Source organism: Brevundimonas sp. AVps23W, from assembly GCF_058681395.1.
Window position 1 is genome coordinate 3060379 of sequence record NZ_CM178738.1, and the last position, 26707, is coordinate 3087085.

At 68.4% G+C, this 26707-nt stretch carries 25 protein-coding genes; 11 read left to right on the forward strand and 14 right to left on the reverse strand.

Annotated elements, in window-relative coordinates; all coding sequences use genetic code 11:
- Nucleotides 1-3: 3 nt before the first annotated feature.
- The 8 genes from ACW177_RS14860 to ACW177_RS14895 form a co-directional block, all read right to left on the reverse strand.
- The gene (locus tag ACW177_RS14860; RefSeq protein WP_492026446.1) at nucleotides 4-408 is read right to left on the reverse strand and encodes an endonuclease domain-containing protein; all 405 of its coding nucleotides are present in this window, start codon (nucleotides 406-408) and stop codon (nucleotides 4-6) included.
- A 70-nt stretch (nucleotides 409-478) separates the two neighbouring features.
- Nucleotides 479-1150 (reverse strand): response regulator transcription factor, encoded by a 672-nt coding sequence (locus ACW177_RS14865; protein ID WP_492026447.1) that lies wholly within the window; start codon nucleotides 1148-1150, stop codon nucleotides 479-481.
- Nucleotides 1151-1218: 68 nt separating this feature from the next.
- Nucleotides 1219-2760, reverse strand: coding sequence for a Do family serine endopeptidase (locus ACW177_RS14870; RefSeq protein WP_492026448.1), 1542 nt, complete (start codon nucleotides 2758-2760; stop codon nucleotides 1219-1221).
- A gap of 105 nt (nucleotides 2761-2865) precedes the next feature.
- Nucleotides 2866-3372, reverse strand: a complete 507-nt coding sequence (locus ACW177_RS14875; RefSeq protein WP_492026449.1) for a cytochrome c-type biogenesis protein — start codon at nucleotides 3370-3372, stop codon at nucleotides 2866-2868.
- Nucleotides 3369-5357 carry a heme lyase CcmF/NrfE family subunit gene (locus ACW177_RS14880; RefSeq protein ID WP_492026450.1) on the reverse strand — a complete coding sequence of 663 codons (1989 nt, stop codon included), beginning with the start codon at nucleotides 5355-5357 and terminating at the stop codon, nucleotides 3369-3371. The genes ACW177_RS14875 and ACW177_RS14880 overlap by 4 nt, the downstream gene beginning before the upstream one ends.
- A complete protein-coding gene (gene ccmE / locus ACW177_RS14885) occupies nucleotides 5354-5830 on the reverse strand; it encodes a cytochrome c maturation protein CcmE (RefSeq protein WP_492026451.1) in 477 nt (158 codons plus the stop codon). Before ccmE ends, ACW177_RS14880 begins: the two co-directional genes overlap by 4 nt.
- A 70-nt stretch (nucleotides 5831-5900) precedes the next feature.
- Complete coding sequence (ccmI, locus tag ACW177_RS14890; protein WP_492026452.1) at nucleotides 5901-6713, reverse strand: c-type cytochrome biogenesis protein CcmI; 813 nt, start codon at nucleotides 6711-6713, stop codon at nucleotides 5901-5903.
- 17 nt (nucleotides 6714-6730) lie between these two features.
- Nucleotides 6731-8107, reverse strand: a complete 1377-nt coding sequence (locus tag ACW177_RS14895; RefSeq protein ID WP_492026453.1) for a hypothetical protein — start codon at nucleotides 8105-8107, stop codon at nucleotides 6731-6733.
- 152 nt (nucleotides 8108-8259) lie between these two features.
- On the opposite strand from ACW177_RS14895, the gene ACW177_RS14900 reads away from it, so the two are divergent.
- The 7 genes from ACW177_RS14900 (at nucleotide 8260) to cckA (ending at nucleotide 15406) form a co-directional block, all read left to right on the forward strand.
- The gene (locus ACW177_RS14900) at nucleotides 8260-9192 is read left to right on the forward strand and encodes an ABC transporter ATP-binding protein (protein ID WP_492026454.1); all 933 of its coding nucleotides are present in this window, start codon (nucleotides 8260-8262) and stop codon (nucleotides 9190-9192) included.
- Nucleotides 9192-9974: an ABC transporter permease gene (locus ACW177_RS14905; RefSeq protein ID WP_492026455.1), complete on the forward strand. Its 783-nt coding sequence runs from the start codon at nucleotides 9192-9194 to the stop codon at nucleotides 9972-9974. The genes ACW177_RS14900 and ACW177_RS14905 overlap by 1 nt, the downstream gene beginning before the upstream one ends.
- Nucleotides 9975-10042: 68 nt before the next feature.
- Nucleotides 10043-11053 (forward strand): hypothetical protein, encoded by a 1011-nt coding sequence (locus ACW177_RS14910; RefSeq protein ID WP_492026456.1) that lies wholly within the window; start codon nucleotides 10043-10045, stop codon nucleotides 11051-11053.
- A gap of 115 nt (nucleotides 11054-11168) precedes the next feature.
- Entirely contained in the window at nucleotides 11169-11432 is a 264-nt protein-coding gene (fliQ, locus tag ACW177_RS14915; protein WP_492026457.1) for a flagellar biosynthesis protein FliQ, read from the forward strand.
- Nucleotides 11433-11436: 4 nt separating this feature from the next.
- Entirely contained in the window at nucleotides 11437-12222 is a 786-nt protein-coding gene (fliR, locus tag ACW177_RS14920; RefSeq protein WP_492026458.1) for a flagellar biosynthetic protein FliR, read from the forward strand.
- The gene (flhB, locus tag ACW177_RS14925; protein WP_492026459.1) at nucleotides 12215-13291 is read left to right on the forward strand and encodes a flagellar biosynthesis protein FlhB; all 1077 of its coding nucleotides are present in this window, start codon (nucleotides 12215-12217) and stop codon (nucleotides 13289-13291) included. Before fliR ends, flhB begins: the two co-directional genes overlap by 8 nt.
- 63 nt (nucleotides 13292-13354) lie before the next feature.
- Entirely contained in the window at nucleotides 13355-15406 is a 2052-nt protein-coding gene (gene cckA, locus ACW177_RS14930; protein WP_492026460.1) for a cell cycle histidine kinase CckA, read from the forward strand.
- A gap of 22 nt (nucleotides 15407-15428) precedes the next feature.
- On the opposite strand, the gene ACW177_RS14935 is transcribed toward cckA, so the two are convergent.
- The 3 genes from ACW177_RS14935 to chpT form a co-directional block, all read right to left on the reverse strand.
- Nucleotides 15429-16244 carry a CheR family methyltransferase gene (locus ACW177_RS14935; RefSeq protein ID WP_492026461.1) on the reverse strand — a complete coding sequence of 272 codons (816 nt, stop codon included), beginning with the start codon at nucleotides 16242-16244 and terminating at the stop codon, nucleotides 15429-15431.
- The gene (locus ACW177_RS14940; protein WP_492026462.1) at nucleotides 16241-16618 is read right to left on the reverse strand and encodes a response regulator; all 378 of its coding nucleotides are present in this window, start codon (nucleotides 16616-16618) and stop codon (nucleotides 16241-16243) included. Before ACW177_RS14940 ends, ACW177_RS14935 begins: the two co-directional genes overlap by 4 nt.
- 91 nt (nucleotides 16619-16709) lie before the next feature.
- Complete coding sequence (gene chpT / locus ACW177_RS14945) at nucleotides 16710-17390, reverse strand: histidine phosphotransferase ChpT (protein ID WP_492026463.1); 681 nt, start codon at nucleotides 17388-17390, stop codon at nucleotides 16710-16712.
- Between the two features lie 96 nt (nucleotides 17391-17486).
- Between chpT and cysQ the strand changes: the two genes are divergently transcribed.
- The 4 genes from cysQ (at nucleotide 17487) to ACW177_RS14965 (ending at nucleotide 22236) form a co-directional block, all read left to right on the forward strand.
- A complete protein-coding gene (gene cysQ, locus ACW177_RS14950; protein WP_492026464.1) occupies nucleotides 17487-18314 on the forward strand; it encodes a 3'(2'),5'-bisphosphate nucleotidase CysQ in 828 nt (275 codons plus the stop codon).
- Nucleotides 18315-18404: 90 nt separating this feature from the next.
- Nucleotides 18405-20462 carry an NAD(+) synthase gene (locus tag ACW177_RS14955; protein WP_492026465.1) on the forward strand — a complete coding sequence of 686 codons (2058 nt, stop codon included), beginning with the start codon at nucleotides 18405-18407 and terminating at the stop codon, nucleotides 20460-20462.
- Nucleotides 20463-20818: 356 nt separating this feature from the next.
- Nucleotides 20819-21043, forward strand: a complete 225-nt coding sequence (locus ACW177_RS14960; protein ID WP_492026466.1) for an alkylphosphonate utilization protein — start codon at nucleotides 20819-20821, stop codon at nucleotides 21041-21043.
- Nucleotides 21044-21087: 44 nt separating this feature from the next.
- Nucleotides 21088-22236, forward strand: coding sequence for a CobW family GTP-binding protein (locus tag ACW177_RS14965; RefSeq protein WP_492026467.1), 1149 nt, complete (start codon nucleotides 21088-21090; stop codon nucleotides 22234-22236).
- A 42-nt stretch (nucleotides 22237-22278) separates the two neighbouring features.
- On the opposite strand, the gene ACW177_RS14970 is transcribed toward ACW177_RS14965, so the two are convergent.
- From ACW177_RS14970 to pheS, 3 genes are all read right to left on the reverse strand, one after another.
- On the reverse strand, nucleotides 22279-22887 hold the full coding sequence (locus ACW177_RS14970) for a DUF1134 domain-containing protein (protein WP_492026468.1): 609 nt from the start codon (nucleotides 22885-22887) through the stop codon (nucleotides 22279-22281).
- A 288-nt stretch (nucleotides 22888-23175) separates the two neighbouring features.
- The gene (pheT, locus tag ACW177_RS14975; RefSeq protein WP_492026469.1) at nucleotides 23176-25614 is read right to left on the reverse strand and encodes a phenylalanine--tRNA ligase subunit beta; all 2439 of its coding nucleotides are present in this window, start codon (nucleotides 25612-25614) and stop codon (nucleotides 23176-23178) included.
- On the reverse strand, nucleotides 25614-26690 hold the full coding sequence (gene pheS / locus ACW177_RS14980; RefSeq protein WP_492026470.1) for a phenylalanine--tRNA ligase subunit alpha: 1077 nt from the start codon (nucleotides 26688-26690) through the stop codon (nucleotides 25614-25616). Before pheS ends, pheT begins: the two co-directional genes overlap by 1 nt.
- Nucleotides 26691-26707 lie beyond the last annotated feature (17 nt).

The following is a 26707-nucleotide window of genomic DNA, read 5'->3' on the forward strand; positions in this document are numbered from 1 at the left end:
GAATCAGAACAAGCCGTCTCCCTCCCCCTGCGGGGGAGGGGGGTCGCCGCGCTGCGGCGACCGGGTGGGGCGGGCCAGGCAAGACCCACGCACATCTTCGATGATCTCCGCCAACTGATCCCGGACCCGGAGGTTGTCATACCGCAAGGTGATCAAACCCTCTCTTGCGAAGACCGCGTCACGCACGCGATCCTGCCTTGCACGGTCTTCATCTAAGTGGGACCCGCCGTCCACTTCCACGATCACCCCTCGGGCCCAACAAAAGAAATCAAGGTAGTAGCCGCGCAGCGGCGCCTGTCTTCGGAAATGCAAACCGTCAGATCGGAGAGCGCGCAGGGCCACCCATAGACGGGCTTCCGCTGGAGTGAGCGTTTTCCGCATGGCGCGCGCCCGAGCAATTTTCGCCATGTCGCCCTGCCCTCCCCACCCGGACGCTACGCGTCCCCCCTCCCCCGAGGGGGAGGGAGAATAGATGCGTCTACGCCTCCAACCGATAGCCCGCGCCGCGCACGGTCTGGAGCATGGCCTTGTCGAAGCCCTTGTCGATCTTGGAGCGCAGGCGGCTGATGTGGACGTCGATGACGTTGGTCTGGGGGTCGAAATGATATTCCCAGACCTTCTCCAGCAGCATGGTGCGGGTCACCGACTGGCCGGCGTGGCGCATCAGGAACTCCAGCAACTGGAACTCGCGCGGCTGGAGATCGATCTCGGTGGTTCCGCGATGGACGGTGCGGGCGATCAGGTTCATCTCCAGGTCGCCGACCTTCAGCACCGTCTGGACCCCGCCGGTCTCGCGACGGCGCGACAGGGCCTCGACGCGGGCGATCAGCTCGGCGAAGGCGTAGGGCTTGACCAGATAGTCGTCGGCGCCGGCCTTCAGCCCCGTCACCCGGTCCTCGACCTCGCCCAGGGCCGACAGGAACAGGACCGGGGTCTGGTCGCCGCCTTTGCGGACGGTCTCGACCATGCCGACGCCGTCGAGGCGCGGCATCATCCGGTCGACCACATAGACGTCGTAGCCGCCCTTCTGGGTCTCCAGCAGGCCGAACGCCCCGTCCACGGCATGGGTCACATCATGCCCCGCTTCGGACAGGCCCCGCACCATGGCCGTCGCCGCCTCTGCGTCGTCTTCGACCACCAAAATCCGCATGGAACCCCTCCCGGAATCAAAATCGCCGCCGATGGTAGCGCATCGGCGGCGATTCAGTGAGTTACGGCTTAGTCAGCTTTCTTAAGCTCGAGGACATAAGGCACATTCCCCGCGCCTCGCGCCCAAATCAGCAGATAGGCGCCCGGCCGGCCCGACGCCCTGACCGCGTTGACGGCGTTCCGGAACTCCTCGACCGTGCGGACCGGGGTGTTCTGAACCTGCTGGATCACCACGCCCTGCGACAGCCGCGGATCAACACCGTTGGCGACGCCTGTGACCGCCAACCCCTCTACGGAGGCGGGCGCGCCAAGACGCTGACGCAGCGCTGGTGTCAGCGGCGCGACGGTGAGGCCTTCGACCGTGGCCGAAGCGCCCGGCGTCGCGTTCGGCGCGTCGCCGCCGCTGCTGCCTCCATCCTGGCTGTTCAGTTCAGTCTCGGACGGGCGCTTGGTCGAACGAGCCGTAATGGTCTGACGGCGACCGTCACGCAGCACTTCCATTCGCAGGGTGTCGCCCGGCTTGGCCGAGCCGACCAAGCGGGTCAACTTGGTTGAGGACTCGATGGCCTCGCCGTTGAGGGAAACGATCAAGTCCGTGAATCGCAAACCAGCCCGCTCAGCCGGACCGCCCGGCGTAACCTCGGCAACCAGCGCCCCCTTCTGATTCGGTTGCAGCCCGAGAGCGGCAAGTTCTTCAGGCGTCGGCGTACTAATCTTGATTCCCAGATAGCCTCGTTCGATCGCCTCGCCGCGCATCAATTGCGTGGTGATCCGCTTTGCCGTTTCGGCGGGGATAGCGAAGCCAATGCCGACCGATGAGCCCGTGGGAGAAAGGATCGCGGAGTTCACGCCTATGACCCGGCCGTGGATGTCGAAGGTCGGGCCGCCCGAATTGCCCCGGTTGATGGCGGCGTCGATCTGAAGGAAGTCGGTATAGGGGCTTTCGCGTCCGCCGATGTCGCGCGCCTTGGCCGAAACAATGCCGGCGGTCGCCGTGCCGCCCAGGCCGAACGGGTTGCCGATGGCGATGACCCAGTCGCCGACGCGCGGATCAGCCGTCTCTTCAAAGCTGACGTATTTGAAGTTGTCGCCATCGACCTTGATCACCGCCAAGTCGGTGGCCTCGTCGCGGCCCACCAGGCGGGCCGGAAGCTCGCGGCCGTCCGACATCTTGACCTTGATCTCGGTGGCGTCGGCGACGACGTGGTTGTTGGTGACGATGAAACCGTCCTGCGAGATGAAGAAGCCCGAACCGGCGCCCTGGGTCGTCTGGGGCTCGGCCTCTTCGCCTTCGCCTTGTCCTTGCGGCGGGACGAATTGGAACGGCAGGCCGGGGATCTGGAAGGCGCCGCCCTGGGGCTGTTCGACCTTGACCGTCACATCGATCTGAACGACGGCGGGGGCGACCTGTTCGAAGATGTTAGCGAAGCTGTTGGGCGCGCCGGGCGGGGGCGAGAAGCTGTCGCCGTTGGCCGGGACGGGGGTGATCCGGTTCACCGCCTGGGGATCGGCATGGGCGCCGGGCCAGGAGATGACCCCGCCCGCGGTCGCCGCCGCCGCCAGGGTCAGGCCGGCCGCGGCCCCGAGAATGAACTCTTTGCGCTTCAGCATCTTGTCCTTGCGATCCTCTGTCGGGGCCGAGCGGGCCCCGCATTCGCGTTTGATATAGGCCGAATGGGCGTTACGCCAATTCCAACGTTCGATGGTTGATCCCGACTAGCGCCCGTCGTGAGGCGAGGTTGCGTCCAGATCGCGGCGAAGCTTCTCATTTTGGAGAATGTCTTGCAGCTGACGTTCCTCGTCCGGGGAAAGGGGTTCCACCTCGGCGGGACGGCCTCGGGCGCGAACCAACAGAAGCAACAGCGCCAGGGCCGCCAGCACGAAGGGGCCGAACCACAACAGCCAGGTTCCGGCCCGCACCGGCGGGGTGAACAGCACATAGTCGCCGAACCGGCGCACCAGGTCGTCGCGCACGGCCTGGTCGGAGGCGCCGGACGCGATTTCCTCGCGGATCAGGCGGCGCATGTCGCCGGCGACGCCCGCCGGACTGTCGGCGATGGCCTCGTGCTGGCAGACGACGCAGCGGACGTCCTTGAACAGGGCCTGGGCGCGGGCCTCCTGGGCCGGGTCGTTCAGCGGTCGGTCGAGCGCAGCCGGGGGTTCGGCCGCCGTCAGCATCAGCGCCAGGACCGGCGCGGCCAGCAGGATCGAGAGCCGCCTCACGCCGTCTTCCTCCGCCGCGCGCCAACGCCCAGCCGCAGGCGACGGTCCAGCAGCGACAGAAGCCCCCCGAACGCCATGATCATCGGCCCCAGGAAGATCAGTCGCGCCCAGGGGTTCCAGTACAGGCGCACGACCCAGGCCGGGGCGTCCGGCGTCCCCGCCCGTTCGCCCATCACCACATAGACGTCGTCCAGACCCCGAAAATCCAGACCGACCTCGGTCGTCGTCTGGCCACCGGCGGGGAAGAAGCGGCGCTCGGCCGTCACCGTCTTCGCCCGGCCCCGGTCGTTCGACGGCCGCACGGTCAGCCGGCCCTGCTCGGCCAGATAGTTCGGGCCTTCGACCACACGGACCTGATCCAGGGTCACGGTCCAGGGCCCGGCGGAGACGCTCGAGCCCAGGGACAGGGCGCGCGCGGCCTCGGCCTTGAAGCCGGTCTCGACCACCGCGCCCAGGATGAAGACGCCCAGGCCCAGGTGGGCGAGGCTCATGCCCCAGGCGCCCAGCGGCAGGCCCTTCAGGCGACGCAGGGTCTCGGCGCCCGAGGCGCGGAACAGGCGCGCCCGTTCGGCGACTTCGGCCAGCGAACCCAGGATCAACCAAGCGCCCAGGCCGATCCCGGCGGCGGCGAAGGCCTTTCTAGGTTCCCACAGGGCGTAGGCGGCCAGGGCCGAAACCAGGGCCAGGCCCGCCGCGACGGCCAGCCTCTGAATCGCCCCGGTCAGGTCGCCCCGCTTCCACGCCAGGAGCGGCCCGGCTGGCAGGATGATGAAGGCGACGGTCATCAGCGGAACGAAGGTGGCGGCGAAATAGGGCGGGCCGACCGAGATGGTGGCGCCGGACGCGGCCTCCAGGATCAGGGGATAGAGGGTGCCCAGCAACACGGTCGCGGCGGCGGCCGTCAGGAACAGGTTGTTCAGCACCAGGGCGCCCTCGCGGCTGACCGGGGCGAACAGGCCGCCGCCCTTCAGCTGGGGCGCGCGCCAGGCGAACAGGGCGAAGGCGGCGCCGGCCGTAAGCCCCAGGATGGCCAGCAGCATCAGGCCCCGCTGGGGATCGACGGCGAAGGCGTGGACGGAGGTCAGGACGCCGGAGCGCACCAGGAAGGCGCCCAGCATGGAGAAGCTGAAGGCCAGCAGGGCCAGGAAGACGGTCCAGCCCGCGAGCGACCCGCGCCGCTCGGTCACCACCGCGCTGTGCAGAAGGGCCGCGCCCGCCAGCCAGGGCATGAAGGAGGCGTTCTCGACCGGATCCCAGAACCACCAGCCGCCCCAGCCCAGCTCGTAATAGGCCCAGAAAGACCCCAGGGTGATGCCGACGGTCAGCAAGGCCCAGCTGGCCAGGGCCCAGGGCCGCACCCACCGGCCCCAGGCGGGCCAGAAGGCCGTCTGCGCCCGGCCCTCGATCAGGGCGGCGACGGCCAGGGAGAAGCAGACGGAGAAACCGACATAGCCGGCGTAGAGCAGCGGCGGATGCACGGCCAGGGCCGGATCCTGCAACAGCGGGTTCAGCGACGCCCCCTGCAAGGGCGCTGGGTCCAGGCGGGTGAAGGGGCTGGAGGTGAAGACGGCGAAGGCCAGGAACAGCGAGCCGAGCGCCCCCTGCGTCGCCACGGCCGAGGCCTTCAGCCCGAACGGAAGGCCGCGGGCTCGAGCCAAGGCTCCGCCGAAGACGGTCAGGACCAGGCACCACAGCAGCAGCGACCCCTCGTGACTGCCCCAGGCGCCTGCGACCTTGTACAACATCGGTTTGTCGGTGTGGCTGTTGGCCGCGACGTTCGACACCGAGAAGTCGGATACGACAAAGGCGTAGATCAGGGCCGCGAAACTGAGGGCGACAGCCGCAGCCGCCGCCAAGGCCGCCCCTTGCGCCGCGCCCGCCAGGACCGGACTACGCCGCCAGCGGCCCGCCGACGACAAGGCCGTCTGCAGGATCGACAGGGCCAGGGCCAGGGATAGGGCGAAAGCCCCGAGTTCGGCGATCATAGGGGGGCGGTCTTGGTCGAGGCCTCCGGCCGCCACTCGCCCTTGGCCTTGATCCGGTCGGCGACCTCGCGCGGCATATAGTTTTCGTCGTGCTTGGCCAGGACCTGACTGGCGTGGAAGACGCGGTCGGCGCCGAACGACCCCTGGGCCACGATCCCCTGCCCTTCACGGAACAGGTCGGGCAGGTCGCCGTGATACTGGACCTGGGTCGTGGCGATATTGTCCGTGACGGTGAAGACGACCAGGCCGTCGCCGGATTTCTGCACGCTGCCCGTCTCGACCAAGCCGCCCAGACGGATGTCGCGGCCCTCCGGCGCCTTGTCGGCGGTGGCCTCGGACGGGGAGTAGAAGAAGGTCACGCTGTCCTGCATGGCCCACAGCGACAGGCCGACCGCCAGGGCCAGGATCGGGGCCACGGCCGCGACGACCCACAGGCGACGACGCGCCTTCGGCGATTTCGGCAGCCAGCTCATGGTTTCGCGGTCCCGCTCCCCGACGGAATTTTCCTTCCGTCTACAGAGGCCGGCGCCCCGCGCCAACGGGTCATTCCGCCCTCGGCAGGCGGCGTTCCAGATCCTGGCGGCGCGGATCGGCCGGATCGAGCGCCGCGATCAGAGGCGTCCACTGGGCGCGGGTGGCCGCCGCATCGCCCCGCTCGAACGCCGCCTGGCCCAGGAAGAAGCGCGCGCCCAGCTGGTCCGGATCCAGCCGCACCGCCTCGCGGAAGGCGGCCTCGGCGTCGCCGCCGATCCGGCCGTCATTGGCCCGCACTAGGCTTTCGCCCAGCCGCGCCCAGGCCTGGGCGTCCGTCGGCTCCAGTTCGATCAGCCGACGAAAGGCCGAGGCGGCGCCCAGCGGATCCTCGGCCGCAAACCGGGCCGCGCCCAGCATGGCCAGGGCCTGACGATCCTGCGGATTATCCCGCGCGACGCGGGCCGTCACTGCGGCCAGTTGCGCCGGCTCCAGGGTTTCAAGCTGGGTGGACCATTGATCGACCCGCCGCTCATAGGCCTGGTCCGGCAGGCCGGGCGATCCCGTCAGGACGTAGAGGGCCAGCCCCCCCGCCGTCGTGGCCGCAATCCCGCCCAGCACCCAGAACCGGTCACGCCGTCCCCCGACCGGCGCCGTCACAGCCTGGCCCGCCAGCAGCCGCCGCCCCGCCTCGGCGCGAGCCGCAGCATGGGCCGCCTCGTCCAGCAGGCCCCGCGCCTTCAGCCGATCCAGTTCGTCCAGTTCCCGCCCGCCGATCTCGGCCTCGCCGGCCGCAGCCGTATCGGCCCCGCGTCGCGCCCCGGTCAACACCAGCAGGCCGGCCATCGCCGCCGCCAGACCGGTCATTATCCAGAAGACGATCATACCCGCCGTCTATCGCATCAGACGACGCCGGGCGAGGCCCCAGTGGTCGCCCTGGCGGCCTCGGCGGCGGCGGCGCGTCGTCGCACCGCCCGCGCCGCCTCCAGCGCCTCGATCAAGGTCAGGAAGCGCGCGGCCACGCCGATGAGCCGAAGGGCCTTGTCCGGATCGTCCACATCCCCGTCCGCCACGCTGTCCAGCGCCTCATTGGCCCAGGTCGAGAGATAGTCGGTCAGCTCGGTCCGCAAGGCCATTCGATCCGCCTCGCAGCCGAAGGTGTTGGCGGCGCCGCGCAGACCCGAGACCGCCGACAACAGGGCCGCCGCCGCCTCGATGGGCTCGCCCTTGGCCGGGGCTTCCAGCCAGGGGCACAGCCGGGTCATGCGACCGGTTATGACCTGTCGCTTCATCGGCAGGGCGGCGTGGACGGCGACAGAGGTGGACTTCATCAGGCCCGAAAGCTGACCGGCGACCTGAACCCGCGCCATCCGCGCCGCCCGCCCCCAGGGGGAGTCGGGCCGTACCTGAAGGGTCAGGTCCATTTCAGCCAGAACCCCCGCGCACCAGGTCACATCGGCCACCACCTCGGCCATGACCGTCTCGTCCTGCAACGGTCGGGCGGCGGCGATGCGCTGGCCGCGCGTCTGGACCGAGGCCAGCAGGCGTTCGACGAAGACCCCCATGTCGGAATGGCTCAGGATGATCTCGCTGTCGGCCAGGCGGCTGGTCTGGGTGACGACCCGCATCATCCGCTCGGCGTCGGCGACATGGGCGAACAGGATGTCGATCATCCGCCGCCCGCCATCCGGGGACACCGCCATGGCGTCCTGGATCAGCAGCCTCAGCCCCGCCAGCTGATTGGCGTCGGGTCGCTCCAGCCAGGCGGGCAGGCGCGGCAGGGCGCTGCGCGCCAGGGGGACCAGGTCGAAACAGCCCGCCAGTTCAGCCGGCGTCGCGGGCGGCGCGCCGGCATCGGGCTTGCGATAATCCGGCCAGACCTCGCCGGGTCGATCTCGCAGCAGCGCCGCCGCATGGGCGCACAGCCGGTCGGCGACCAGGGTCCATTCCCCTTGAGAGGGGCCGGCGCCGTCCAACAGGCTGAGGAAGGACTCCTCGACCTTTTTCGCCTCACGCCATATCCGGGCCAGAAGGAAGGACGGGAAGATCAGGGCCGGGGTGGCGTCTGCGCGCGGCTGGAACAGGGGCAGCAGGGGCGCAAAGGCCGTGTCGCGACGGGCGCGGTCGCGCGCCTCCTGCACGATCATGACCGCCAGTTCCGCCGCCTTGTCGCCGCCCAGGGCAGGCACAGCCGCGCCCAATTGCGCCAGGGCGGCGTCCGGCGCGGCCTGGACCACCGCCTGAAGGGCGGCGCGATGGGCGGCGGACAGCGAGGACAATGGGCGCTCCCGTCGAAGGGCCGGCGAAGACGACACCGTGCATGGTTTCGGTTAACAACGGCTTCTCGCCCGACGCCCCTTGAGACGGGACGGCGGCACGCCATATTCGCGCCACGACGCCGGGCGCGAGAGTCTCGGATTACGGAGCGCCGATGCCGGTTATCGAGATCCAAGGCCTGACCAAGACCTACAAGTCGGGGCTTCAGGCGCTGAAACGCGTCGATCTGACCATCGAGAAAGGCGAGATCTTCGCCCTGCTGGGTCCGAACGGGGCGGGTAAGACCACCCTGATCTCCATCGTCTGCGGCATCGTCAACGCCACGACGGGGACTGTGGTCGCCGACGGTCACGACATCCGCAAGGACTTCCGCCCCGCCCGCACCAAGATCGGCCTGGTGCCGCAGGAGCTGACCACAGACGCCTTCGAGACCGTCCTGGCCACCGTCACCTTCAGCCGGGGCCTGTTCGGCAAGCCGGGGAACCCGGCCCTGATCGAACAAATCCTGAAAGACCTGTCGCTGTGGGACAAGCGCGACTCCAAGATCATGACCCTGTCGGGCGGGATGAAGCGCCGGGTGATGATCGCCAAGGCCCTGAGCCACGAGCCGGACATCCTGTTCCTCGACGAACCCACCGCCGGGGTCGACGTCGAACTGCGCCGCGACATGTGGGCCATGGTGCGCAAACTGCGTGAGCGCGGCGTCACCATCATCCTGACCACCCACTATATCGAGGAGGCCGAGGAGATGGCCGATCGGGTCGGGGTGATCCTGAAGGGCGAACTGATCCTGGTCGAGGAGAAGACCGCCCTGATGAAGAAGCTGGGCAGGAAGACCCTGACCCTGAATCTGATCGAGCCCCTGGCCGCCCTGCCGGCGGACCTGTCGGAATGGGATCTGGCGCTGAAGGCCGACGGAGGAGAGCTGGAATACAGTTTCGACGCCAATGCCGACGACACGGGCGTGCCCGCCCTGATCCGCCGGCTTGAACGGCTGAATATCGGGTTCAAAGACCTGAACACCCGCCAGAGCTCGCTGGAAGACATCTTCGTCAGCCTGGTCCACCGCGACGGGGAGGCCGCCTGATGAACTCCAACGGACATGGCGCCAATCTTTTCGGGATTTGGGCCATCTATCGCTTCGAGATGGCCCGCGCCCTGCGCACCATCTGGCAAAGCGTGGTCACGCCGGTGATCACCACCGCCCTGTATTTCATCGTCTTCGGCAGCGCCATCGGCAGCCGGATGGAGGCGATCGACGGTGTCGCCTATGGCGCCTTCATCGTGCCGGGCCTGATCATGCTGAGCCTGTTCACCCAGTCGATCTTCAACGCCTCCTTCGGCATCTATTTCCCCAAATTCACCGGCACCATCTACGAGATCCTGTCGGCGCCCGTGTCGTCGCTGGAGGTGGTGATCGCCTATGTCGGGGCGGCGGCGACCAAGTCGGCGGTTTTGGGCCTGATCATACTGGCCACCTCGACCCTGTTCGTGCCCCTACAGGTGCTGCACCCCGTGGCCATGCTGGCCATGCTGGTGCTGATCTCGGTGACCTTCAGCCTGTTCGGCTTCATCATCGGCATCTGGGCCGGCAGTTTCGAACAGCTGAACTTCATTCCCATGCTGGTCGTGACGCCCCTGACCTTCCTGGGCGGCTCCTTCTATTCGATCAACATGCTGCCCGACGTCTGGCGGGCGGTGGCCCATTTCAATCCGGTGGTCTATCTGATCTCGGGCTTCCGCTGGACCTTCTATGGCCAGGGCGACGTTCCCATCGGCATCAGCGTGGCGGCCACCCTGGGCTTCTTCGCCCTGTGCCTGGCCGTGGTCATGTGGATGTTCAAGACGGGCTATCGGCTCAAAGCCTAAGAAACGGGCCCGAGACACGGGACCTGAGCCGTCACGAAACCGGCCATATCGCCTGCGAGTAAAGTAGAATGTCCGACGACGCCAAGAGCCCGCCTACCCCGACCGCTCCCGTGGAGCCGACGCCGGAGCCGTTCCAGCGCAAGCAGGTGACCTGGGGCCGGATGCCCACGACCACCTTCCACGTCGGTCCTGTGCCGGTCGCGCCCAATCCGCTGGACCGCATCCCCAATCGCCCGCCGCTGAAGACGCCGTTGGGCCAGACCCCGCTGAGCCAGCCGCAGCAAGCTCAACCCCGTCGCGCGGCGCCCCGCCCCGGCGCCGGCATATTGAGCGGCTCGCTGATCCCCCAGGCCCGTCCCGCCTCAGGCGCCTTGCCGACCCCGGCCCCCGTCCCGCCGAAGCCCGCCGGTCAAGCGGCGGCGGATGTCGATCTGTCAGTGCGTCCCCTGCCCGGCGCGACGCCAGAGCTAACGCCAGCGCCTCTGCCTGCGCCTCAGGTAGAGCCGGAACCCGCGCCGCCTGTACCCGCAGTCGCCCCGATTATTGAGGCGACCGAACCCGCTGCGCCCCCGGCTTCATCCAGCCCCGCCCGCGCATCGACTCGACGCGCCTCCCGCCTGCCCGCCTATATCGGTCTCGGCGCGGCGGCTGCGCTGGTCGCAGGCGGCGGCCTCTGGTTCGCCCTGCGTTCGACGTCTGAGCCTGCGGCGCCGCTGGCCGTCGCGCCGGCGGCGGCTGCGGCCCCCGCCCCCATCACGCAGACACCGGTCGCCGAGGCGCCGATTCCCGCCCCGGTCGTCGAGGCGGCGCCGGTAGACACCACGGTCGAAACCGCGCCAGCATCCGCCGCCACGCCTCGGCCGACGACGCCCGCTTCCAACCCGACCAGCACTCTAAACAGAGCGCAGACGCCAGCGGCGACACCGCCCGCTGCGACCGTCGCCGCGCCGTCCCAGCCCGCGCCGACGTCTGTTGAGCCGCCGCCCCGGGTCGTCGTCGCGCCCGCGCCGACCGCCGCTCGCCCGGCTCAGACAGACCCGAACGCCCCCGTCGTGACGCGGCCGCAGCCGCTGGACTGACCACAGGCGGATCGAGGGCTTCAGGGCGCAAGCGCCGTTTCCTTCAACTTGGTTATCTTCCCGTTAACCATCCTCCCGGCATTTTCTGCCCAGTGATTTGCGGGAGCCTGTGGCGATGAACGGCGCGGAAGTTCTGGATGTGGGGCGCGACGCCATCTGGCTGACGATCCAGCTGTGCCTGCCGATCCTGCTGGTCGGTCTGATCGTCGGCGTCGTGATCGGCCTGTTCCAGGCCCTGACGCAGATCCAGGAACAGACCTTGATCTATGCGCCCAAGATCATCGCCATCTTCGCGTCCCTGCTGGTGTTCCTGCCGCTGATGGGCGCCCTGCTGGGCGGGTTCATGCGCCAGATCGCGGCCCGCATCGCGGGCATGTAGACGGGTGGAGGCCTACGCCACCGCCGATCAGGTCTGGGCCGGCGGGCTGATCTTCGCCCGGATCGGGGCGATGCTGATGGTCATCCCCGGCTTCGGCGAGACCTATGTGCCGCCGCGCGTGCGCCTGTCCCTGGCCCTGGTCATCAGCCTGGCCCTGTGGCCGGTGGTGCGCGGGGTTCTGCCGGGCCTGCCCGAAACCGTGGGCGGCATGGCCGGATGGGTCATCCGCGAAGTGGTCGTCGGCCTGATGATCGGCATGCTGCTGCGGATGTTCCTGACCGCCCTGACGACGGCGGGCGAGATCGTGTCGCTTCAGACCACCCTCAGCTTCGCCCAGACCGCCAACCCGCTTCAGGCCGCGCCGGGATCGACCATCTCCTCCTTCCTGATGCTGTTCGGGGTGACGCTGATCTTCGCCACCAACACCGATCACCTGTTCATCGCCGGCATGGTCGGCTCGTACGAACTGATCGCCCCGGCCAAGCCCCTGATCATGAGCGACTTCACCGAGATGGCGGTGCGGACCCTGGGCGAGAGCTTCCTGCTGGGGGTGCAACTGTCGGCGCCGGTTCTGGTGTTCGCCCTGATCTTCAACCTGGCCTCGGGCCTGATCGCGCGGGTCATGCCGTCGTTCCAGGTCTATTTCGCCGCCGCACCTTTGAGCGTCATCCTGGGCCTGTCCATCTTCGCGCTCAGCCTGGGCGCGCTGGGCACTGTCTTCATCGACCGCTACCGCCGCCTCGCCGAGGTGTTCGCGGCCGGCGCCTTCGGGGGAGGGGCGGGTGGCTGACGACACCGACCCCGAGTCGAAAACAGAAGAGGCCACCTCTCGAAAACTTGAGGAAGCGCGAAAAAAGGGCGACGTCGCCAAGTCCCAGGACGTCGGTCAGGTCCTGGCCCTGGCCGGGGCGGCGGCGGTGATCCTGGGGGGCGGAGGCTGGTTCTGCGGATCCATAGCCCAGCAGCTGCTGCCCTTCATCGCCCAGCCGCACCAGATGTTGGGGATGCTCGACTCCGGCGCGGGCAATCAGATTCTGGCCAAGACCCTTTGGGCCATCGCCCCCTTTCTGGGGGCGGTCATGCTGGCCACCATCCTGGGCGGAGCGGGCGGCCACCTGGCCCAGTCAGGCCTGATCTTCACGACCGAAAAACTGAAGCCGCAATGGTCTGCGGTGAACCCGATGTCGGGGTTCAAACGGATCTTCGGACCCGACGGCCTGATGCAGTTCGTCAAAACCTTCCTGAAGCTGATCGCCGTCTGCGTCGTCTGCTGGATGGTGCTGAAGCCCCATGTCCGCGAGTTCGAGAACATGGTGACGCTGAGCCCCGCCGCCCTGCTGCCGTTGGCGCGGGACATGGCCATGGCCCTGTTCATCGCGGCCATCATCCTGCTGGGCGCCACGGCGGGCGCCGACTTCATCTGGCAGAAGATCCGTTTCGCCAAGCGGATGCGGATGACCAAGGAAGAGATGAAGGAGGACTACAAGCAGACCGAAGGCGACCCGCATGTGAAGGCCAAGCTGAAGCAGATCCGCATGCAACGCAGCCGCCAGCGGATGATGTCCAATGTGCCCAAGGCCACCGTCATCGTCACCAACCCGACCCACTATTCGGTCGCTCTGCGCTATGAGCCCAGCGAGGGCGACGGGGCCCCGGTCTGCGTGGCCAAGGGCGTCGACGCCCTGGCCATGCGTATTCGGGAGGTGGCCAAGGAACATAATGTGCCGATCGTCGAGAACGTGCCCCTGGCGCGCGCCCTCTACGCCTCGGTCGAGATCGACGCCGTCATTCCCAAGGAACATTTCGAAGCCGCCGCCAAGATCATCGGCTTCGTCTTCCAGTCCCGCAAACGCCGGTAAGACCCCGTAAGGCCCCACGCCCCATTTGGGGGTATGATTCAGGCCACTGATTCGCGAGGCCGCATGAAGTCCACCCGTCGCCTTCCGTTCGATCTGCTCGCCGTCGCGACGGCGTTCGGCGTTGTCGTGGCCATCGCCGCCCTGGCCTATCCGGCCTTCAAGGCCAATCCGATGTCGGCGCCGGGCATGATCCTGCTGGTGACAGCGGGCTTGATCGCCCTGATCGGTCTGTTCGGCTTCCGCCGCGCCGAAACCGTCAAGCCGTCCAGCGACGTCGCCGTGGACATGCTGGACGCCATGGCCGAACCGGCGGCCCTGGTGTGGGAGACCGGCCAGGTGCTGGCCTTCAACGGCGCCTGGGCCCAGGCCAACGGCACCACCACCGCCCTGCCGCGCGGCAAGTCCGCCCAGGCCCTGTACATGGCCTTCGCCCAGGCCCGCCGGGGCGAGCCCGGCCACGCCATCGTCCAGATCGGCGAGCGCGAGGTCGAGGTCGTGATCGGCAAGGCCGGCGACAACCGTTTCCTGCTGCGCGTCGCGCCCGAGGCGGTCCTGCCCGTGCCGGTCGCGGCGACAGCGCCCGCAAACGGCGCGGCAGCGGGCGAGTCCCGCGCCATGGCCGCCGGCGCCCCGTTCGGCTCGGCCGTCATCGACGGCGCCGACCTGTTTTCCGGCCGCGCGCAAGAGGCCAACGCCGCCCTGGCCGTTCTGACCGGTCCAGGCGCAGCCCGCGACGCCGCCTTCGGCCATCTGTTCGATCCGACGGGCGTCGCCGAGGCTCGGGTGAAGCTGACGGCGGGCTCATCCGGCCCCATCGAACTGGTCGCCCGCGCCTATCCGGACAAGATGCTGCACCTCTATGTGGCGCCAGAGGGCGAGCGCAAACGCATCTGGCTGTTCGATGTCTCGGCGCAGAAGTCGATGGAGCTGCAGCTGTCCCAGGCCCAGAAGATGCAGGCCGTGGGCCAACTGGCCGGGGGCGTGGCGCACGATTTCAACAACCTGCTGACGGCCATCCAGCTTCAGCTGTCCGGCCTGCTGGAGCGGCACCCGGTCGGCGATCCTTCGTACGACGGGCTGAACGAAATCCGCCAGACCGCCATCCGCGCCGCCGACCTGGTGCGCAAACTGCTGGCCTTCTCGCGCAAGTCCACCGTCCGGCGCGAACGTCTGGACCTGGGCGAACTGGTCGGCGAGTTCGCCGTCCTGCTGCGCCGCCTGCTGCGCGAGGACGTGCGGCTGGAGACCGACTACGGCCGCGACCTGCCGGTGGTGCTGGCTGACAAGAGCCAGTTGGAGACGGCGGTCATGAACCTGGCCGTCAACGCCCGCGACGCCATGCGCGGCGTGGTCGAGCCGGGCGACGCCGTGGTCACCATCACCACGCGCCGCCTGACCGGGAACGAGGCCCGCCAACTGGGATGGCCCGACGCCCCCACCGACGAGGTCGCCCTGATCGAGGTGTCGGACACTGGCCCCGGCGTGCCGCCCGAACTGGCGGACAAGATCTTCGAGCCCTTCTTCACCACCAAGGCGGTGAACGAGGGCACCGGCATGGGCCTGGCCACCGTCTACGGCATCGCCCAGCAGGCCGGCGGCCATATCTCGGTCAGCAATATCGAAGGCCCGCACGGGATGAGCATGGGCGCCGCCTTCCGCATCTTCCTGCCGGCGGCGGGCGAGGCGGAACTGGCCGAGGTCCAGCCGGTCGAGATCAAGGCCAAGGCGCCGCGCGACCTGTCCGGCGCCGGCCGCATTCTGTTCGTCGAGGACGAGGACGCCGTGCGCGGCATCGCCGCCCGCCTGCTGCGCCAACGCGGCTACGAGGTGATCGAGGCCGCCGACGGCGAGGAGGCCCTGATTTTGGCCGAAGAACATGCGGGCCAGATCGACATGATGATCTCCGACGTGATCATGCCCGGCCTGGACGGCCCGTCGCTGCTGAAGAAGGCGCGCAAATACCTGGGCGACGCCCCGGTCATGTTCATCTCGGGCTATGCGGAAAGCGACTTCTCGGACCTGCTACAGGACGAGGTCGGCGTCTCCTTCCTGCCCAAGCCGCTGGACATCAAGACCCTGGCGGAACGGGTGAAGCAGGAACTGCACGCGGGCTGAGGCGCCCGTCTCCGCCGGCCGCTCAGGCGGCGCGGCGCAGGGCGGAGGGCGATTTGACGTACAGGCCCTGGCGGCCGCTGACGGGCCGGAAAGCGATGGTCTCGCCCTCCAGCTGTTCGTCCAGGCCGAGGAACAGGCAGCCGTCATCGACCAGCCGCCGCTCCAGCCCGTCCAGCACGCGGGCCCGACGCGCCGGCTCCATGTCCCGAAGCACATTGCGGCAGAAGATGACGTCGAAACGAGCCTCGTCCGCCGGCTCGTCCAGCAGATTGGCGCGGGCGAAACGAACTCGGTCCGCCAGTTCGTCGCGGACCCGCCAGTTGTCCTCGGCCGGTTCGAACCAGCGCAGCATGGCGTGGGCGGTCAGGCCGCGCTGGATCTCGAAACCCGTATAGAGGCCGGATCGCGCCTTCTCGATCGCACGCTGCGACAGGTCGGTGGCGACCATGTCGATGGTCACGCCGGCGTCCAGGCCGGCCATGACGATGGACCAGGCCTCCTGGCCCGTCGAACAGCCGGCGGACCAGACGCTGACCCGACCGCCGGGCCGCGCGCGGCTCAGGGCCGGCAGCAGCTCGTTCTCCAGCACCGCGAAAGGCGCGCGGTCACGGCGGAACCAGGTCTCGACGTTCAACAGGGCCTCGATCACCGCCCAGCCCAGAGAGGCGACCGGATTGGCCCACAGATTGCTCAGCAGCGCCTCGACATTGGCATAGCCTTCACGGCGCGCGATCGGTCCCAGCCGGTGTTCGGCCAGGTGGATGCGATCCCGCGCCAGCCGATAGCCGGCGCGGGTGGCCAAAAGTCCCTGGAGTCTGTCGAAGTCCTCGGGGGTCATGCCGCGATCGCGCCAACCTCCATCAGTTTGGATTGCAGGATTTCGCCGTCGAACGGCTTCATCACATAGTCGTCGGCCCCGGCGGCCAGGGCTTCGGCGATCCGTTCGGGGCGCGTTTCGATGGTGCAGAACAGGACCTTAGGCTTGTCGCCCCCCGGCATGGCGCGCAGGCGGCGCAGGAAGGTCAGGCCGTCCATCACCGGCATGTTCCAGTCGATCAGCAGCATGTCGGGCATGACCCCGGTGCAATAGGCCAGGGCCTCAGCGCCGTCAGCCGCCTCGTCGACCTCATAGTCCAGGGCCTCGACGATGCGGCGGGCCACCTTGCGGATGATCCGGCTGTCGTCGACGATCAGGCAGGTTTTGAAATCCAAGGCGAGGCTCCCCAGGGCGCCGGGCTTCCGACAGAAGTCACGCGTCCCGCACCATCGACCGATTCCAGTTAACGAGTCGTTTGGAAACGCCTCAAAGGGGCATTCTCGCGATCAGCGAAACTCGCCCTTCTTCGACCGTCGTCTGCAGATCGCCGCCCGCCTGAATGACGGTCAGCCACAGCCAATAGGGCTGAATCCACTGCCCCGCCAGACCTTCCGTCAACCGCTCTCCGGCCAGGCCCGCGACCGCTTCAGGCTTCAGCCGCGCGCGCGCGCCCTCGGCAAAACCCTCGAAGATCAGGGCGTCGCCCTCGACATGCGACTGGATCACCGCATTGCCCCCCATCGGCAGGGCGCCGACGGTCAGATAGGCCAGATTGGTCAGGGCCCGCGCCTGGGGCTTGGAGAACTCGCCCTCGACGATCCGCCAGTCCAGCGACGCGCGGCCGCCCTCGGTCATGGCGGCGACCAGGGACTGAAGCTCGCGGGCGTTGAACCGTTCGCTGGTCGTCGCCGCGCCGAACGCCACCCGGGCGAAATGCACCAGGGAGACCATCTTGCGGGCGCTCTGTTCAATCAGGGACAGGGCGTCCTCGCGCATGTCCTGGGCCGAGGGATCGCGCATCAGATCCAGGCCCGAGACGATCGCCCCCGAGGGGCTGATGAAGTCGTGGCACAGCTTGGCGGCGACATAGGTGGCCAGCTCGGTTCCGTCGACGGGCAGGTCCAGCGGGGCTTTGGCGGCGGCGGTCGAAATCATGGAGTCGAGCATACTCTCGTCGGCGTTCTGGTCACAGTTCGTATCGCGCGCGAGGCTGACGTGATTTGCCGGTTCATGGAACCGCCGTGATGGTCTATCGAGCGCCTAATGACGACCTCCCCCACGAACACCCTTTCCCAAGACCTCGAATCCGGCGCCCTGGCCCTGGCCATCGCCGAGATCGCCGAAGACGCCGCGCGCGTCATCCTGCCCTTCTGGCGCAACGACACTGCTGTCGAAACCAAGTCGGACGACAGCCCCGTCACCCAGGCTGACCGCGCCGCCGAGGCCCTGATCCTCGAACGGCTGGCCGCCCTCTATCCCGGCGTCCAGACGGTGGCCGAGGAAGCCGTGGCCGCGAACGGCGCCCCGGCCTCGGCCGACGACTGGTTCTGGCTGATCGACCCGCTGGACGGCACCAAGGGATTCGTGCGCGGCGGCGAGGCCTTCACCGTCAACATCGCCCTGATGCACGCCGGCTATCCGGTCGCGGGCGTGGTCACGGCGCCGGCGACGGGCACCACCTGGCGCACCGACACCCCCGGCGCAGGCGCCTTCCGCCGCCAGTTCGGCGAGCAGCAGCAGGGCGAGGCCCATTCCGGCGCCGAATGGCGGCCGATCAAGGTGCGCGACCGCCCGCAGGAGGGCATGGCCCTGCTGAGCCATAGCGTCTCCGATGAAGAGGCCGCGCGCCTGGCCGCCCGCCACGGCTGCACCCGCTGGCAGGGCACGGATTCCTCACTGAAATTCTGCCTGATCGCCGAGGGGCGTTTCGACGCCTATCCGCGCTCGGGCCCGACGTCCGAGTGGGATACGGCGGCCGGTCAAGCGGTGCTGGAGGCGGCCGGCGGTCGCGTCCTCGCCGACGACGGCCAGCGTCTGACCTATGGCAAGCCGAAATTCCTCAATGGTCCCTTCGTGGCCATGGGCGGCTGACGCAGAAGAGGGGAGAGGATTCTCTCCCTTCATCTTTCGGGCCTATATGAGGATCGATGACCGGCGCACGCCGGAATAGCGGACGATCCGATGGCCGACACCACCCTGTTCCACTCTCCCCCGTTCCACTCTCCGAAGACCCACGGCTTCGTGCGCGTGGCGGCGGCGACCCCGATCAGCCATGTGGGCGACCCCAGGGCCAACGCCGAAGAGCACGTCGCCCTGATTCGCCAGGCCGCCGATCAGGGCGTGGACCTGATGGTGTTCCCCGAGCTGTCGCTGTCGGCCTACGCCATCGACGACCTGCATATGCAGGCCGCGCTTCTGGACGAGGTTGAACGCCAGGTGGCTGTGATCGCCCAGGCGACGGGCGAGCATGATCTGGTCGCAGTGGTCGGCGCGCCGATCCGCAACGGCGACGCCCTCTACAACTGCGCCGTGGTGATGGGCGCGGGCGAGGTTCTGGGCGTCGTGCCCAAGACCTATCTGCCCAACTACCGGGAATATTACGAGAAACGCTGGTTCGCCCCGGCGACGGCCCGCGCCGAGGACGTGGTCCGACTAAACGGCGAGACGGTGGACTTCGCCCCAGGCCTGGTGTTCGAGGCGGTCAACCGGCCCGGCTTCGTCTTCGCCGTCGAGATCTGCGAGGACTACTGGGCGCCCCTGCCCCCCTCGACCCGGGCGGCCCTGGCGGGCGCACGGATCCTGCTGAACCTGTCGGCCTCTAACATCGTCATCGGCAAGGCCGACGAGCGGGCGATGCTCAGCGCCAGCCATTCGGCCCGCACCCTGTCGGCCTATGTCTTCACCGCCTCGGGCTGGGGCGAGAGCACCACCGACCTGGCCTGGGACGGTCAGGCGACCATCCACGAACTGGGGTCGAAACTGGCCGAGGGCGAACGCTTCGCCCTGGAGAACCATCTGACCCTCGCCGACGTCGATGTGGACCGGATCGGCCTGGATCGCCTTAGAAACGGCACCTTCGCCGAATGCGCCCGCGTCGAGGGCGAACCGGCGACCGTCGTGCCCTTCATGGCGCGCGAAGACGCGGTCGAGAGCGAGCTGATCCGCCCGCTGGACCGCTTCCCCTTCGTGCCGGACGACGCCGGGCGGCTGGACCAGGACTGCTATGAGGCCTTCAACATCCAGGTCCAGGGCCTGATGCGGCGGATGACGGCGACCCAGGCCGAACGGCTGGTGATCGGGGTGTCGGGCGGGCTGGATTCGACCCAGGCCCTGCTGGTCGCCTGCCGCGCCTTCGACCGGTTGAACCTGCCCCGGACCCAGATCCTGGCCTATACGATGCCGGGCTTCGCGACCTCGGACGGGACCAAGTCGAACGCCTGGGCCCTGATGAAGGCCTTGGGCGTCACCGGGGCCGAGATCGACATCCGCCCCGCCGCCGAACAGATGTTCAAGGACATCGGCCACCCCTATGCGGCGGGCGAACCGGTCCACGACATCACCTTCGAGAATGTGCAGGCGGGGCTGCGGACCGACTATCTGTTCCGGTTGGCCAACCAGAACCGGGCCTTCGTCCTGGGCACAGGCGACCTGTCGGAACTGGCCCTGGGCTGGGCCACCTATGGCGTCGGCGACCATATGAGCCACTACAACGTCAACGGCGGGGTGGCGAAGACCCTGATCCGCCACCTGATCCGCTGGGTGGCCGCGCGCGAACTGGTCGGCGCCGAGGCGACCCCGACCCTGCACGCCATCCTGGACACCGAGATTTCGCCCGAACTGGTCCCGGCCAAGGAAGGGGTGATCCAGTCCACGGAAGGCACGGTCGGCCCCTATGCGCTGACCGACTTCTTCCTGTTCTACATCAGCCGCTTCGGCCTGAAACCGTCCAAGGTCGCCTTCCTGGCGCACCAGGCCTGGAGCGACGCCGGCGCCGGGCATTGGCCCGCGAATACGCCCGAGGACGAAAAGGTCGAATACGACCTGGCGACCATCAAGGCCTGGCTGCGGAAATTCCTGATCCGCTTCTTCCAGACCGCCCAGTTCAAACGCTCGGCCCTGCCGAACGGCCCCAAGGTCGTCACCGGCGGCTCCCTGTCCCCACGCGGCGACTGGCGCGCGCCGTCGGACGGCAATGCGCGGGTCTGGCTGGACGAACTGGACGCCAACGTGCCGGATTGACCGTCTCCTCCCCGCTTTGCGGGAGCAACCCCGTCCGTTCTCCATTGGCCTCCCGCTTTCGTCATTCCGGGCGTAGCGCAGCGGAGACCCGGAACCCAGCGGCGCCGAAGGCGAAATGGGTCCGCCGCAGGATGCTGAAAGATCGAATCCGCGACAGGTTCGCGCTCCCGCGCGCCGCTGGGTTCCGGGTCTACGGGCCAAGCGGCCCTTCGCCCGGAATGACGAAAGGAAAACAGGCGTGACCTCCCCGGTCGCTGTCGCGATGTGGGAGCAGCCGTCAACACACATAGAGACCACGCAAAAATCCCGCATCTCGAGTGTGGATATTCGGCGATCCCCTCGCTAGAAGCTTCGCCATGACCGAAGACGTGACCAAAGACTCGAACGGCAACATCCTGGCCGACGGCGACAGCGTGACCCTGATCAAGGATCTGAAGGTCAAGGGCTCGGGCGGCGTGACGCTGAAGCGCGGCACCCTGGTCAAGAACATCCGTCTGACCGGCGACACCGACGAGATCGAGGCCAATGTCGAGAAGGTGCGCGGCCTGGTCCTGCGCGTCGAGTTCGTGAAGAAGGCTTAAAGCCCCTCTTCCCAAGTGAGGCGTCAGCCGCCATCTAGCGGCCTATGACCGACACCCTCGCCGCTCCCGTTTCGACCGCTGCCCCTGCCCAAGGTTCTGGCGGCAAGATCCCCGTCACCGTCCTGACCGGCTATCTCGGCGCGGGCAAGACCACCCTGCTGAACCGGATCCTGACCGAGGATCACGGCAAACGCTACGCCGTCATCGTCAACGAGTTCGGCGAGATCGGCATCGACAACGACCTGGTGGTCGGCGCCGACGAGGACGTGTTCGAGATGAACAACGGCTGCGTCTGCTGCACGGTGCGTGGCGACCTGATCCGCGTGGTCGCCGGCCTGATGAAGCGCCAGCGTCCCGGCAAGCCGGCCTTCGCCGCCATCATCGTCGAGACCACGGGCCTGGCCGACCCCGGCCCGGTGGCCCAGACCTTCTTCGTCGACGAGGACGTCAAGGCCAAGACCCAGCTGGACAGCGTCACCACCCTGGTCGACGCCAAACATGTGATGGCGCGTCTGGACGATTCAAAAGAGGCCCGCGAACAGGTGGCCTTCGCCGACCGCATCATCCTGAACAAGGTCGATCTGGCCACGCCGGCGGAGCTGGACGCAGTCGAGGCCCGTCTGCGGGCGCTGAACCCGCTGGCGCCCATCGTGCGGGCTGAGCGGTCCAATGTGCCGCTGGACCAGGTGCTGGGCCTGCACGCCTTCGACCTGGATCGGATTCTGGAGGTCAAGCCGGACTTCGTGAACCCGCCCCACGGCGCCGACGGCCATGTCCACGACGAGCATTGCGGCCACGACCACCATCATCATGACCATGACCACGGGCATGATCATGATCATCACGACCACGCCCACGGCGCGCACTCCCATGGCGCGCGCGGCCACGCCCACCAGGACGACATCAAGGGGATTTCCCTGTCGCTGGACCGGCCGCTAGACGGGGCGAAATTCACCGCCTGGCTGGATCGGCTGCTGGGCGAGCAGGGGCAGAACATCCTGCGCGCCAAGGGCATTATCGACGTTCAGGGCGAGAACCGCCGCCTGGTCTTCCAGGCCGTCCACATGATCCTGGAGGGCGACCTGCAACGCGAATGGGGCGAGAGCGAACGCCGCTGGAGCCGAGCGGTCTTCATCGGCCGCGAACTGGACGAGGCTGCGCTGCGGGCCGGGTTCGAGGCCTGCGCCGCCTGACGATCAACGTCCGGGCCGAAAGGCCCGGACGGATCTCTTAAATCAAAAGGGCAGCAGGTTGCGCTGGCGGCTGTAGCTCATGGTGCCGACATTGGCGCCCAGACGCAGGCCGACGCCGGTGCGGATGGGGGCCAGGACGATCCCGTCCGCCTGCTGGTAGTTCACGCCCAGACCGGCGACCAGATACGCCGTGCCCTCGACCCCCGGATAGCGGCGGTAGATCATGTCGGGGTGATACAGGCCATAGACCAGGGTGAAGACCCGGCTGGCGTTGCCGCCCCAGTCCCAGCCCACCGACGCCCCCTGCCAGAATACCTCCTGAGAGGCCGACAGGTCCTTCATATGCAGGGCGCCGCGCCCATAACGCGCGCCGACGACGACAGCGCCCGAGCCCTCTTCGCCGGCGATATAGGCGGTGGGGCGGTCGCCCTGGTCGGCGAAGACGCGTTCGATGGCGCCGCCCACGGCCTCGGCCGCGATGCCCAGCTCCTTGGAACCGGCCGCGACCAGTTCGTCGAAGCTGTAGGACTGGGCGGTGTTGTCCGACTGGATCGGGTAGTTGGGGTTGGCCGGGGCGCTGGCGCAGGCGCCCATCGACGAGGCTCCGGCGGCGGTGGCCAGGCCGGAAAGGATCAGTTGGCGGCGATGCATGAGGGGGCTCCGGGTGCGGCGAAAGGACGGCCGGCAGGTTCGCCGGGCTTTGTGACAGAGTCCCCGACCTTTGCGGCAGCCTTGCGGCTTCAAGGTTAACGGGGGCTTACGGCGTAGCTGTCGCGCATCCTTCTCCCCTTGCGGGAGAAGGTGGCCCGAAGGGTCGGATGAGGGGTCGGTGGATGTTGGACTTTGCGGCCGCCGTGCCCCCCTCTCCCGACCGCGCCAGGACGACGGCTGCGCCGCCGTGCGCGGTCTCCCTCTCCCGCAAGGGGAGAGGGAACAGGATCATGCCCGCAGCTTGCCGCCCTGCTTCTCCACCGCCGCCACGATCTTGGCGGTCAGGGCCTCGATCTCGGCCTCGGCCAACGTCGCCTCGCGCGGCTGGATCACCACTTCCAGGGCGACGGACTTGAAGCCCTCGTCCACGCCCTTGCCGCGATAGACGTCGAACACCCGGACATCGGCGATCAGGGCCTTGTCGGCGCCGGCGGCGGCGCGAACAAGGTCGCCCACCGGCTTGGCGTCCTCGACCACGAAGGCGAAGTCGCGGGTCAGGGGCATGAAGGCCGACAGGTCGGCCGATCCCCGCGCCTTGCCCGACTTGCCGCGCGGCTCCGGGACATTGTCCAGCACGATCTCGAAAGCCAGCATCGGACCGTCGGCGTCCAGCGCTTTGAGCACGCGCGGGTGAAGCTCGCCGAACTCGACCATCACATTCTTGGGCCCCAGTTGCAGCCGGGCCGAGCGGCCGGGGTGCCACCAGTCGCGGTTCTGACCCTGGGCCAGTTGCAGCGAGGCGACCGGGGCGCCGATCTCTTCCAGCAGGGTGGTCAGATCGGCCTTCAGGGCGAACAGCGCGTCCTCGCCGGCGCCGGCCCAGTGACGGGCGGCGTGTGGGGCGACCAGGGCGGCGATGACCGTGCGCTGATCCTTGGGACCGTCGCCCAGATAGATGGGGCCGATCTCGAACAGGGCCGCGTCATCGAAGCCGCGCGCGGCGTTGCGCGCCGCCGCCTGGATCAGGTTGGGCAGGGCCGAGGGGCGCATACAGTCCAGATCGGCCGCAATGGGGTTCTCCAGCACCAGCCGATCGTCTCCGCCGCCGAACAGGGCCGCCGTCGATTGCTTGGTGAAGGACCAGGTGACGGCCTCGGCATAGCCCAGGGCGGCCAGGGCGCGACGCGCCGTGCGGACACGGGCCTGGCGGGGGCTCAGCACGCCGCCGGCGGGGCGGGCGACCTCGGGCAGGGGCGTGTCGGGCAGGCTGTCGAAGCCCTCGATCCGCGCCACCTCTTCCACCAGATCGGCCCGGCCCTCGACGTCGCGCCGCCACGACGGCGGGGTCACGGTCCAGGGCTCGGCCTGATCGGCGGGGCCGGCGGTGACCAGGAAGCCGAGCTGACCCAGGATGGTCCCGATCCGGTCGTCGTCCAGGTCCATGCCGCTGAGCCGCTTCACATAGGCGGGATCGAAGGCGAAGGGCGCCGGGCTGGCTGGGGGCTCGCCGACGAAGACGATCTCGGACGGCTCGCCGCCGCACAGGTCCAGGATCAGCCGCGTGGCCAGCTCCAGCCCCGGCGTGACCGAGACCGGATCGACGCCGCGCGCGAACCGGTACTGGGCGTCGGAATGGATGCCGAGCGCGCGGCCGGTCTGGGCGATCGCCAGCGGATCGAACCAGGCGCTTTCGATGAAGACGTCGGTCGTGGTCTCGTCGCAGCCGGTCGATTCGCCGCCCATGACGCCGCCCAGGCCGATGGGGCGCTCGCCCCCGGCGTCGGCGATGACGCAGTCGGTCGCGGCGGCCGCATAGGTCTTGCCGTCCAGGGCGATCAGATGCTCGTGCTCGCCGCCTTCGATGTGAGCCGTCTCGGCCGACACCTGGCCCGCGCGCACCACGATCTCGGTCCCGACCAGCTTGGCCACGTCATAGACGTGCAGCGGCCGGGCGCGGTCGTAGGCAATCAGATTGGTCACATCCACCAGCCGGTTGATCGAGCGCAGGCCGATGGCCGTCAGGCGTTTCTGCAGCCAGGCCGGCGACGGCCCGTTCTTCACGCCCCGGATCACGCGACCGGCGAAGACCGGGCACATCTCGGGCGCGTCCAGCCGCACGGTGATCGGCGACGGGAAACCGCCGCGCACCACGGCGATGTCGAAATGCTTCAGCTTGCCGACGCTGGCGGCGGCCAGATCCCGCGCGATACCGGCGACGCCCAGCCAGTCGGGCCGGTTCGGCGTCACTTCGAAATCGATGACGGGTTCCGCGCCGAACAGACCGGCCACCGGCGTCCCCACCGGGATCTCGGGCGGCAGTTCCTGAATGCCGTCGCTCTCATCCGCCAGCTCCAGCTCGGAGGCCGAGCACAACATGCCGTTGGACACCACGCCGCGCACCGGCTTCTCGACCAGGGTCACGCCCAGGCCGGGCACATAGGCGCCGATGGGGGCGTAGATGGTGGTCAGGCCCGCCCGCGCGTTCGGCGCGCCGCAGACGATCTCTTTCACGCCATCGACGGTCTCGACCTGGCAGACCTGAAGTCGGTCGGCGTTCGGGTGACGCTCGGCCGACAGGATCTTGGCCACGGTGAAGGGCGCCAGTTTGGCGGCGGGGTCGAGAACCTCTTCGACCTCCAGCCCGGCCATGGTCATGGCCTCGGCGATCTGATGGACGTCGGCCTCGGTCTCGAGGTGATCCTTGAGCCAGGAAAGGGTGAACTTCATTACGAAAGGCCGGAAGCTGAATTGGGGGCCGCGAAGGCCGAGAAGCCGTAGTGCGCCAGCCAGCGCGTATCGGCGTCGAACATGGGGCGCAGGTCGGGCACGCCGTATTTCAGCATGGCCAGTCGATCCACCCCCATGCCGAAGGCGAAGCCCTGATACTCATCGGGGTCGATGCCGCAGTTCCGCAGCACATTGGGATGCACCATCCCGCAGCCCAGGATCTCCAGCCAGTCATCGCCGGTGTTGAACACCAGTTTCCCGCCCGACCTGTCGCACCGGATGTCCATCTCCGCCGAGGGTTCGGTGAAGGGGAAGTGGTGCGGACGGAACCGGGCCTGAACCGCATCCAGCTCGAAGAAGCGGGCGATGAAGGTCTGAAGCGTGGTCTTCAGGTGGCCCATATGGATGTCGCGGTCGATCACCAGGCCTTCGATCTGGTGGAACATCGGCGTGTGGGTGGCGTCCGAATCCTTACGGAAGGTGCGGCCCGGCGCGATGATGCGGATCGGCGGCGTCTGGCTCATCATGGTGCGGACCTGCACCGGCGAGGTGTGGGTGCGCAGCACCTTGCGCTCGCCCGTCTCGGGGTCCGGCTTCAGGAAGAAGGTGTCGTGCATTTCCCGCGCCGGATGTTTGGGCGGGAAGTTCAGGGCGGTGAAATTGTGGAAGTCGTCCTCGATGTCCGGGCCTTCCGCCACGGCGAAGCCCATCTCGGCGAACAGGGCGATCATCTCGTCCATCACCTGCATGGTGGGGTGGACCCCGCCCTTCCTGCGCGGCCGGGCCGGCAGGGTCAGGTCGACGCGCTCGGCCTGAAGCCGAGCGTCCAGCTCGGCGGCCTCCAGCTCGGCCTTCTTGGCCGTGATGGCGGCGGCGACGCGGTCGCGCAGGCCGTTGATCATCGGCCCCTGTTCGCGGCGTTCGTCGGGGCTCATCGCCCCCATCCCCTTCAGCAGTCCGGAGACGGAGCCGGACTTGCCCAGGGCGGCGACGCGCACCTCTTCGAGGGCGGCGACGGTTTCCGCGCCGCCGATGGCGTTGATCAGTTCGAGTTCGAGTGTGGCGAGATCGGTCATTTGGCCCGTGCATTAGC

Coding starts and splice junctions, on each gene's coding strand:
- ACW177_RS14970 (WP_492026468.1), bottom strand. CDS start 22,887: ATGCATCGCCGCCAACTGATCCTTTCCGGCCTGGCCACCGCCGCCGGA.
- ACW177_RS14905 (WP_492026455.1), top strand. CDS start 9,192: ATGAACTCCAACGGACATGGCGCCAATCTTTTCGGGATTTGGGCCATC.
- ACW177_RS14880 (WP_492026450.1), bottom strand. CDS start 5,357: ATGATCGCCGAACTCGGGGCTTTCGCCCTATCCCTGGCCCTGGCCCTG.
- ACW177_RS14935 (WP_492026461.1), bottom strand. CDS start 16,244: ATGACCCCCGAGGACTTCGACAGACTCCAGGGACTTTTGGCCACCCGC.
- ACW177_RS14870 (WP_492026448.1), bottom strand. CDS start 2,760: ATGCTGAAGCGCAAAGAGTTCATTCTCGGGGCCGCGGCCGGCCTGACC.
- ACW177_RS14900 (WP_492026454.1), top strand. CDS start 8,260: ATGCCGGTTATCGAGATCCAAGGCCTGACCAAGACCTACAAGTCGGGG.
- ccmE (WP_492026451.1), bottom strand. CDS start 5,830: ATGAGCTGGCTGCCGAAATCGCCGAAGGCGCGTCGTCGCCTGTGGGTC.
- ACW177_RS14860 (WP_492026446.1), bottom strand. CDS start 408: ATGGCGAAAATTGCTCGGGCGCGCGCCATGCGGAAAACGCTCACTCCA.
- cckA (WP_492026460.1), top strand. CDS start 13,355: ATGAAGTCCACCCGTCGCCTTCCGTTCGATCTGCTCGCCGTCGCGACG.
- pheT (WP_492026469.1), bottom strand. CDS start 25,614: ATGAAGTTCACCCTTTCCTGGCTCAAGGATCACCTCGAGACCGAGGCC.
- ACW177_RS14865 (WP_492026447.1), bottom strand. CDS start 1,150: ATGCGGATTTTGGTGGTCGAAGACGACGCAGAGGCGGCGACGGCCATG.
- ACW177_RS14965 (WP_492026467.1), top strand. CDS start 21,088: ATGACCGACACCCTCGCCGCTCCCGTTTCGACCGCTGCCCCTGCCCAA.
- ACW177_RS14960 (WP_492026466.1), top strand. CDS start 20,819: ATGACCGAAGACGTGACCAAAGACTCGAACGGCAACATCCTGGCCGAC.
- pheS (WP_492026470.1), bottom strand. CDS start 26,690: ATGACCGATCTCGCCACACTCGAACTCGAACTGATCAACGCCATCGGC.
- chpT (WP_492026463.1), bottom strand. CDS start 17,390: ATGCTCGACTCCATGATTTCGACCGCCGCCGCCAAAGCCCCGCTGGAC.
- ccmI (WP_492026452.1), bottom strand. CDS start 6,713: ATGATCGTCTTCTGGATAATGACCGGTCTGGCGGCGGCGATGGCCGGC.
- ACW177_RS14955 (WP_492026465.1), top strand. CDS start 18,405: ATGGCCGACACCACCCTGTTCCACTCTCCCCCGTTCCACTCTCCGAAG.
- ACW177_RS14910 (WP_492026456.1), top strand. CDS start 10,043: ATGTCCGACGACGCCAAGAGCCCGCCTACCCCGACCGCTCCCGTGGAG.
- cysQ (WP_492026464.1), top strand. CDS start 17,487: ATGACGACCTCCCCCACGAACACCCTTTCCCAAGACCTCGAATCCGGC.
- fliQ (WP_492026457.1), top strand. CDS start 11,169: ATGAACGGCGCGGAAGTTCTGGATGTGGGGCGCGACGCCATCTGGCTG.